General features: G+C 72.8%; 8 protein-coding genes and 1 tRNA gene. 6 read left to right on the forward strand and 3 right to left on the reverse strand.

Translation table 11 applies throughout. The annotated features are described in order from the left end of the window. Positions 1–737, reverse strand: a 737-nt coding sequence (locus SACPADRAFT_RS27900; RefSeq protein ID WP_040924392.1) for a DUF3662 domain-containing protein, incomplete at its 3' end; no start/stop codon positions are given. A 130-nt stretch (positions 738–867) separates the two neighbouring features. On the opposite strand from SACPADRAFT_RS27900, the gene SACPADRAFT_RS0214865 reads away from it, so the two are divergent. The 3 genes from SACPADRAFT_RS0214865 to SACPADRAFT_RS0214875 all read left to right on the forward strand — a co-directional run bounded on the left by SACPADRAFT_RS0214865 (position 868) and on the right by SACPADRAFT_RS0214875 (position 3479). After that, positions 868–953 (forward strand) — tRNA-Leu (locus tag SACPADRAFT_RS0214865). A 109-nt stretch (positions 954–1062) separates the two neighbouring features. Continuing rightward, positions 1063–2124, forward strand: a complete 1062-nt coding sequence (locus SACPADRAFT_RS0214870; RefSeq protein WP_028662477.1) for a trans-sulfuration enzyme family protein — start codon at positions 1063–1065, stop codon at positions 2122–2124. A gap of 164 nt (positions 2125–2288) precedes the next feature. Further along, the gene (locus SACPADRAFT_RS0214875) at positions 2289–3479 is read left to right on the forward strand and encodes a thioester domain-containing protein (protein WP_007025449.1); all 1191 of its coding nucleotides are present in this window, start codon (positions 2289–2291) and stop codon (positions 3477–3479) included. A 129-nt stretch (positions 3480–3608) separates the two neighbouring features. On the opposite strand, the gene SACPADRAFT_RS0214880 is transcribed toward SACPADRAFT_RS0214875, so the two are convergent. Further along, positions 3609–4463: an HpcH/HpaI aldolase/citrate lyase family protein gene (locus SACPADRAFT_RS0214880; RefSeq protein WP_007025448.1), complete on the reverse strand. Its 855-nt coding sequence runs from the start codon at positions 4461–4463 to the stop codon at positions 3609–3611. A 422-nt stretch (positions 4464–4885) separates the two neighbouring features. Here SACPADRAFT_RS0214880 and SACPADRAFT_RS0214885 point away from each other — a divergent pair, with 422 nt between their 5' ends. Both SACPADRAFT_RS0214885 and SACPADRAFT_RS0214890 read left to right on the forward strand, forming a co-directional pair. Beyond that, a complete protein-coding gene (locus SACPADRAFT_RS0214885; RefSeq protein ID WP_007025447.1) occupies positions 4886–5611 on the forward strand; it encodes a hypothetical protein in 726 nt (241 codons plus the stop codon). A gap of 83 nt (positions 5612–5694) precedes the next feature. Then, positions 5695–6348: an NAD(P)H-binding protein gene (locus SACPADRAFT_RS0214890; RefSeq protein WP_007025446.1), complete on the forward strand. Its 654-nt coding sequence runs from the start codon at positions 5695–5697 to the stop codon at positions 6346–6348. A gap of 16 nt (positions 6349–6364) precedes the next feature. On the opposite strand, the gene SACPADRAFT_RS0214895 is transcribed toward SACPADRAFT_RS0214890, so the two are convergent. Continuing rightward, entirely contained in the window at positions 6365–7681 is a 1317-nt protein-coding gene (locus SACPADRAFT_RS0214895; RefSeq protein ID WP_007025445.1) for a D-arabinono-1,4-lactone oxidase, read from the reverse strand. A 122-nt stretch (positions 7682–7803) separates the two neighbouring features. Between SACPADRAFT_RS0214895 and SACPADRAFT_RS27905 the strand changes: the two genes are divergently transcribed. After that, a partial coding sequence (locus SACPADRAFT_RS27905) for an alanine racemase (RefSeq protein WP_040924425.1) occupies positions 7804–8437 on the forward strand: 634 nt, incomplete at its 3' end.

An 8437-nucleotide genomic window follows, 5' to 3' on the forward strand; every position in this document is an offset into this window, starting at 1 on the left:
CCGGGAGCCCCGGGAGCGGGCGGCTGGCCGTAGGGGTCGTAGCCGGGAGCAGGAGGCTGGCCGTAGGGGTCGTACCCGGGGGCGCCGTAGCCCTGGTCGTAACCAGGGGCGCCGTAGCCCTGGTCGTACCCGGGAGCGCCGTAGCCCTGGTCGTAACCAGGGGCGCCGTAGCCCTGGTCGTACCCGGGAGCACCGTAGCCCTGGTCGTACCCGGGGCCTGCTTGTCCGTAGCCGTACTGGCCCTGCTGGCCGTACGGGTCACCCTGGTCGTATTGGCCGTAGCCGCCGGGCTGGCTCATTGGTCGGTCTCCTGCGTCGCTCATTCGTGCCGACCGTGCGGAGGTCCCTCCGTCGTGTGCCGTGACGTCGGGGTCGACGGTCGAGCGGGTTCTGAACTTTCCAGTATGCAGCGCCTCGTTGCGCTCTAGCGAAACTACGACGTCACCATAGGTGTCCCAGCCGTGCTCAGCGAGGTGCTGTGAGACTGCTTCGGCGAGCATCCGGGTGACCCGTTGCTCGTCTTCCGCCATCCGGTCGTGATCGGCGGCTCCCAACGACACGACGTAGTGGTTGGGCGCGAGTTTGCGCCCGCCCGCGAGGTCCCGGACGTTGTCCTCACACTCACGCTCCAGTTCCAGCGCCACTTCCTGCGTGACGACGTTGCCGCCGAATATCCGCGCGAAGGCGTCTCCCACGAGGTTCTCGAGGCGCCGATCGAAGCGCTGCACGCGTCCCACCGGGGCCACCTCCCTCCACGTGTACCTTCCGACGCGATCGTATCCGGTTTTCGGCGGGAAAGACCGGGCCCTGTGAAACCCCGTCGACGGGGCCTGGTAGGCTTCTTCTTGCTGACGCGGTCAGTCACTCGGGCGAGTGGCGGAATGGCAGACGCGCACGGTTCAGGTCCGTGTGTCCGGAAGGACGTGAGGGTTCAACTCCCTCCTCGCCCACCACGAGCCCCGTCCCGGTCCGCCGGGGCGGGGCTACTTCTCTGCGCGGGGCCTGTCGCGAATGTCACCCGCCGTCCGCGTCCCCGTCCGGCCGCATCCGGCCGCCGATACCGTGACGGGCGTGAGCGAACAGTGGTCGGCACGGACCCGTGCGATCGTGGCGGGACGCCCGCACGAGTCGGACGGGCCGATGAACACCCCCCTCGTCCCGGTCAGCACGCTCGGCCTCGGCTACGCCCGCGAGGACGGCACGCCGACCTGGGCCGCGTTCGAGGACGCGGTCGGTGACCTGGAGGGCGGCACCGCCACGGCGTTCGCTTCCGGAATCGCCACCGCGTCGGCCGTGCTGGACCCGCTGCCCACGGGCGCCCGCGTCGCGGTGCCGGGGGACAGCTACGCGGGAACCAGGGCCCTGTTCGAGCACGCCGAGACCGGCGGCCGGATCCGGGTGGAGACCCTGCCGCCGACCGACACCGACGCGTGGGTCGCCGCGGCCGCGCGGTGCGCGCTGCTGTGGCTCGAATCACCGACGAATCCGAGCATGGAGGTCATGGACGTCGCGGCGATCGCCGCGGCCGCGAAGGACGGCGGGCAGCGGCCACTCGTCGTGGTGGACAACACGTTCGCGACGCCGCTCGGGCAACAGCCGCTGACGCTCGGCGCGGACGTCGTCGTGCACAGCGCCACCAAGTTCCTGGGTGGGCACAGCGACCTGCTGCTGGGGGTGGCGGTCACGGCCGACGCGGACCGCACCGAGCGCCTGCGCCGGGCGCGCACGCTGATCGGCGCCACCCCCGGCGCGTTGGAGGCGTTCCTCGCGCTGCGTGGGGTGCGCACGCTGCCGGTGCGCTACACCGAGGCCTCGACCACCGCCGGGCTGCTCGCCGACCGGCTCGCCGGACACGACGTCGTGCGGCGCGTGCGGTACCCGGGCAACGGGGCGATGCTGGCCTTCGACCTCCCGGACGCCGACACCGCGGACCGGGTGTGTGCCCGGCTGCGACTGATCCGGCACGCGACCAGCCTCGGCGGGGTGGAGAGCACGGTGGAACGCCGGGCCGCCCGCGCGGGCGACGCCCACGTGGCACCCGGCCTCCTGCGGCTCAGTGTGGGGCTGGAGGATCCCGAGGATCTGTGGCGCGATCTCGAACACGCCTTGCATTCCGTGCAATAGACATTTCGCGAGACGGATTCGGCACCGTTGCTCCTTCCGGAGTAACCGAGGGTCGGGTGCTTGTCCCCCGTTCGCGCATTCCACGCCGCGTGTATGCTCCGCTCCCGCTGTGACATCACGCGTTCTCCCGGCAGGTTTGTCGCCGCTGTGGAATGAGGAGACACATGAACGGTAGAAGAGCGTCGGCCAGGGGGGTTTCCCTGCTCGCGGCCGTGGGTGTGGCCGCTGTGCTCGGCTCCGTGCCCGCGTCGGCCCAGACCGAGGGCCGGATCGACACGACGGCCGGGAAATCCGGGTACACCGCCCACCTCGGGGGCACGTCCACGGAGACGAATCTGTTCGCGTTGGACCTGGAGGGCGGTAATTCGATCCGCGCCTACTGTGTCGAGATCAGCGTGGCCGTCGACCCCGAGCGGTCGCTGCACGAAAGTCCGTGGGACGAGTTCCCGGATGCGGAATCGCCGTTCCACGAGAATCGTGACCGGATCAGCTGGGTGCTGCACCACGGTTACCCGTCCGTCGAGGTGGACGCGCTGGCGGACACACTGACCGGAGCGGGCGCCGAGTTGCACGACGGCCTCAGCGAGAAGGAGGCCATCACCGGCACGCAAGCCGCGGTGTGGCACTTCAGTGACGGGCTCGACCTCGACCGGGACGACCCGAGCACCGGGGACGACGCGGCCGACGCCGACGTGCTGGCCCTGTACGACCACCTCACCGGCGAGGCCAACGTGGGGACCGGGGAGCAGCCGACACCGGCTCTCGAGATCACACCGGAGACCGCGTCCGGCGTCGCGGGGGAACCGATCGGCCCGTTCACCGTCGCGACCACCGGGGAGATCACGGAGATCACCGGTGAGCTGCCGGACGGCGTGACCCTGACCGACGCGGACGGTGCCGAACTCGCCGCGGAGGATCTGGCCGACGGCAGCGAGGTCTACCTCGACGTGCCCACCGGGACCGGGGCCGGGCAGGCCGAGTTCGCCCTGTCCGCCACCGGGCAGCTGGACACCGGTCGCCTGTTCGTCAGCGAGGACTACACCAAGGACCCGGCGCAGTCGCTGATCGTGGCGACCTCGGAGGAGACGACCCTGGACGCCTCGGCGGGTGCGGACTGGACCGCGGCGCCGACCACCCCGCCCGAGGAGAGCACCACGCCCACGTCGTCCCCGGCCCCGACGACGCAGCCGTCCGCACCGGAGACCACGGAGACCACCTCGGTGACCCCGCAGGCGAACTCCGGAGATCTGGCCCAGACCGGCGTGTCGGTGCTCGTGCCGATCCTCGTCGGCCTCGCCCTCCTCACCGGCGGCGCCACCCTCGTCGTCCTCCAACGCCGCAGGCGCAGCACCTGACCCGACCCGGTCACCGTCCGTAGTGCCGTGAGGGGCACTTTCCCTGCACTCAAGGCAGCGAAAGTGCCCCTCACGGTCTCTCACGCAGGGAAAGTGCCCTTCACGGCAACACCCGTCCGGGTGGGGAGGTCAGGGGGTGGGGGTGTCGGCGAGGGTGAGGGTGCGGCGGGCCTGTTCGACGTGCAGGTTCTCGATCATGCTGCCGTTCACCGTGACCACGCCGCGGCCCTCGGCGGCCGCGTGCTCGAACGCCTCGATCACCGCGCGGGCGTGGGCGATCTCCTCGTCCGACGGCGCGAACACGCGGTTGCAGATCTCGATCTGCCCCGGGTGGATGAGGGTCTTGCCGTCGAAACCGAACTGCCGCGCCTGCCCGCACTCCGCCTCGAAGCCCTCGGCGTCGCGCACGTCGTTGTAGACGCCGTCCAGCACGGTCCTGCCCGCCGCCCTGGCGGCGAGGACGCAGCTGGACAGGGCGCCGAGCAGGGGTGCGCGGCCCGGCACGGACGCGGCGCCCAGTTCCTTCGCGAGGTCGTTGGTGCCCAGCACCAGTGCGGTGAGCCGCTCCGAGGCCGTGGCGATCTCCCCGGCCCGGAGCACGCCCGTCGGGGTCTCGATCATCGCCCAGATCGCGGTGCCGCCGTCCGCCCCGGCGAGGTCGAGGGCGCGATCCACGGCCCGCACGTCGTCCGCCGAGTTCACCTTGGGGACCACCACCGCGTCCGGATTCGCCCGGGCGGCGGCCCGCAGGTCCTCGTCGTGCCACTCGGTGCCCGGCGCGTTCACCCGGATCCCCACCTCGCGCGTGCCGTAGTCGCCGGACGTCACGGCGGCGGCCACGCGCTCCCGCGCGGCCGGCTTGGCCTCCGGGGCGACGGCGTCCTCCAGGTCGAGGACGAGGGCGTCCGCGGGCAGGGTGCGGGCCTTGGCCAGTGCGCGTTCGTTGGCACCCGGCAGGTAGAGGACGGAACGGCGCGGTCTCACGGGTGATCCTCCCGACGGGGCGGGCCGCCCGGTCGTTGCCCGGACGACGACTCGGGTGCCACCGTAGCGGCAGCCGCACACCGCCTCCGTGGTGTCCGCGGTGTCGTTCCCGGTCGCGCGACGGGTCGGTCGCGGAGCAGAGTCGGTCGCGGAGCAAAGTCGGTCGCACAACAGAGTCGACCGCGTGCGCTGCGTGTACACGGCAATGCCGCTCGGCTGACCGTCACCCGTACGGCCGCATGGCCGGGCCGAAGTCGTCCGACCGCCCACCGACCGATCACCGACCGTCCGACGCCGCCGGTCGCAGGTGCGCGGCGAAGTCGCAGACTCCGTGTCGCTGCGCTGGTAATCAAGTCAGGTGCCGCCTGCACGGCGGCACGGCACGGGCGTTTGCAGGCGAGTCACACAGGGAGGCGGACTTCGTGGCGGTACCACCAGGGCACACCGCGACCACGAGCGGTGAGAACGGAGCACGGTCGGTTCCGAGTCGTGTCGTTCCCCCCGTCGAACTCCCGTCGGAGGCCGAGGAACTCGCACGCAGGGCCGCGCCCCTGCTCGGGTGGCAGGGCAGTGTCCTGCCGCAGATGACCCTGTTCGGCAGGCGCGTGTTCGTGGTGGCGCGGCTGCGCCCGGACGCGCACGCCGAGCGGATCGCGACGGGCGTCGGCCCGGTCACCGACCGGGCGACCGTCGCGACGTGGACCTGGCCGGAACTCGCCGACGTCGCTCCGCAGCCCGCCGTCCGGATCTCGGGCGTCCTCGCGGTGGCCCGGCACTGGCGGACCGGGATGGCCACCACGGTGCCGTTCGCCCGCTACGGGGAGGCGGCCATGGTGCTGCCGTCGTCGGTGACGATGAGCCACGACTACGTGGACCACTGCCTGACCCGGGCGCGGCTGCACGGGATCGGTGTGGTCGGCGCCGACGACACAGCCCACCTCGACCTCGATCTCGGGTGTGGCGACGACCGGATCACCCTCGGCGACGACGAGGTGTGGCGGTGGGTCAACGAGCGGGTCTACGAGCAGCTGCTCGCGACCGAGCAGGACGGCCACCCGCACGGGGGTTCCGACCACGCCCCGGCGGTGTCCGGCTCCACCGAGGACGGCCACGCCGCGGCGGACCGGGCCCCGGGCCCGGAGGCCTGACCGCACGTGCGTCCGTGACCGGACGGGCACGACACCGGTCCCGATCCCGTGCCCGTCCGGTCCGCGCCGGATAGGCTCGTCGTATGCGAGTCGTCATCGGCGGGGGACACGGCAAGATCGCGCTACGGTTGGCGACACTGCTCGCCGCCGACGGGCACACCCCCGTGGGGCTGATCCGGAATCCCGACCACGCCGCCGACCTGCGCGAGGCGGGGGCCGAGCCGGTGCTGCTCGACCTGGAGGAGGCCGGGGTCGACGCGGTGCGCGAGGTGCTCTCCGGTGCCGACGCCGCGGTGTTCGCGGCGGGAGCGGGCCCCGGGAGCGGGACGGCGCGCAAGGACACCGTCGACCGCGCCGCCGCCGTGCTCCTCGCCCACGCGGCCGAACAGGCGGGGGTGCGCCGGTTCGTGCAGATCTCGTCGATGGGTGCCGGGGCGCCGGTCGACGAGGAGCAGGTGGGCGTGGTCTTCGCCGCCTACCTGCGGGCGAAGACGGCGGCCGAGGAGGATCTGCGCGGCCGTGACCTGGACTGGACGATCCTGCGCCCGGGCAGGCTCACCGACGAGCCCGGCACGGGCAGGGTGCGGCTGGCCGAGGTGGTGTCCCGCGCCGACGTGCCGCGGGACGACGTGGCCGCGGTGGTGCGCGCGATGCTGTCCGACACCGGCACGATCGGCGCCACCCTCGGACTGATCTCGGGTGACACCGCGGTCGACGAGGCCGTCGCGCGGGTGTGAGCCGGCCGGGGCCGGATCACCCGTCGACCGGGCCGAGCACGCGGTCGAGATACGCGTTGCCGAACACTCCGCCGGGGTCGACCTCGGCCCGGAGCCTGCGGAAGTCGTCGAAGCGCGGGTACAGCGCGCGCAGCGCGGCGGCGTCCAGATCGTGCATCTTGCCCCAGTGCGGTCGCCCCCCGACGGAGGCCGCGATCCGGGCGAACCCGGTGAAGTACTCCCGGTAGGGCATCCCGACGTACTGGTGCACGGCGATGTAGGCCGAGTCGCGGCCGTGGGCGGTGGACAGCCACACGTCGTCGGCGGCGGCGACGCGCACCTCGACGGGGAAGGCCACCGGGTGCCGCAGCCGGGACACCAGCGTGCGCAGTTCGGCGAGCACGTCGAGCACGGCCTCGCGCGGCACCGCGTACTCGCTCTCGACGAACCGCACGGCACGGTGGGTGGCGAACACGCGGTGGGAGACGTCGCTGTACTCGCGGGCGGACAATGCGGCGGAGGCGACCGACCCGAGTGCGGGGACGAGCCGGGGCGCGGCGCGGCCCAGCCGGCACAGCGTGCCGAAGGCGGCGTTCTCCATGACCGTGTAGTCCACGAACCGGCGCACGGCCGACAGCGGACGCGTCGTCGTGTCGCCCGGCAGTCGGGTATTGCTCTTGACCAGTGCGTTCCGGCCGTACGGGAACCAGTAGAACTCGAAGTGGTCGGTCGCCTCGGCGCGTTCGTGGAACCCGGCCAGGACGTCGTCGAGCGGTTCCGGACGTTCCCGCGCCGCGAGCACGAACGCCGGTTCGCACCGCAGTGTCACGGTGGTCAGCACCCCGAGTGCCCCGAGCCCGACCCGTGCGGCGGCGAACAGCTCGGGATTCTCGTCCGGGGTGCAGCGCACCGGTGTGCCGTCCGCGGTGACCAGCTCCAGTGCCGCGATCTGGGTGGCCAGTCCGCCGAACCGGGCGCCGGTGCCGTGGGTGCCCGTGGACACCGCGCCCGCCACCGTCTGCGCGTCGATGTCGCCGAGATTGGTCAGGGCCAGCCCCAGCCGGTCCAGCTCGGCGTTGAGTCGCCGCAGTGTGGTCCCCGCGCGGACGGTGACCAGGCCGGCGTCGTGGTCGACCGACTCGATGCCGGTCCAGTCCCGCAGGTCGAGTGCCGCACCACCGTCGGCGGGCGCGGCGACCGGGCTGAACGAATGCCCGCTGCCGAGGGGCCGGATGCGTCCGCCGCGCGCGGCGGTGTCGGCGACGACCGCGCCGATGTCGGCGGCCGTGCCGGGGCGGTGTGTCCGACCCGGTCGCGCGTGTGCGGTGCCCGCCCAGTTCGTCCACGACGTCACCCGGACCTCCCTCGCTCTGCGCGCAGAATAAATGAATAGCATTCGCGTTTCAATGCGGGCTGTCGTACGGTGCGGGTGTGACCCCGACGAATCCGGGCGGACGGACGCCCACGCCCACGGAGCTGCACACCGCGTTCGAGACGGCCACCGCCCCGCTCGATCCGCCACTGGTCGCCGTCGACCTGCCCGCCTTCGACGCCAACGCCGACGACCTTCTGCGCCGCGCGGGCGGCGTCCCGGTGCGCGTGGCCAGCAAGTCCGTCCGCTGCCGGGCCCTGCTCGACCGGGTGCTCGCCCGGCCCGGCTTCTCCGGGCTGCTCTGCTACTCCCTGGCCGAGGCACTGTGGCTGTACGAGCGGGGCACCAGCGACGACCTGGTGGTCGCCTACCCGACCGCCGACCGTGCGTCGCTGCGCCGGCTCGCCGCCGACGCGGGTGCCCGCGCCGCCGTGACCCTCATGGTCGACTCGACCGACCAGCTCGACCTGGTCGACGCCGCACTCGGTCCCCACCACCCGGACATCCGGGTGTGCCTGGAGTTCGACGCCTCCTGGCGTCCGCTCCCCGGGATGCACGTGGGCACCCGGCGTTCCCCGGTGTTCACCCCGGCGCAGGCGGCGGAGCTGGCCCGCGCCGTGGTGGGCCGGGACGGTTTCCGGCTCGTCGGGGTCATGGGGTACGAGGGGCAGATCGCGGGCGTGCCGGACGCCGACCCCGGGCTCCGCGGCGCGGCCGTACGCTGGATGCGGCGCCGGT

The organism is Saccharomonospora iraqiensis subsp. paurometabolica YIM 90007 (genome assembly GCF_000231035.2).
Taxonomy (GTDB): Bacteria; Actinomycetota; Actinomycetes; order Mycobacteriales; family Pseudonocardiaceae; genus Saccharomonospora; species Saccharomonospora paurometabolica.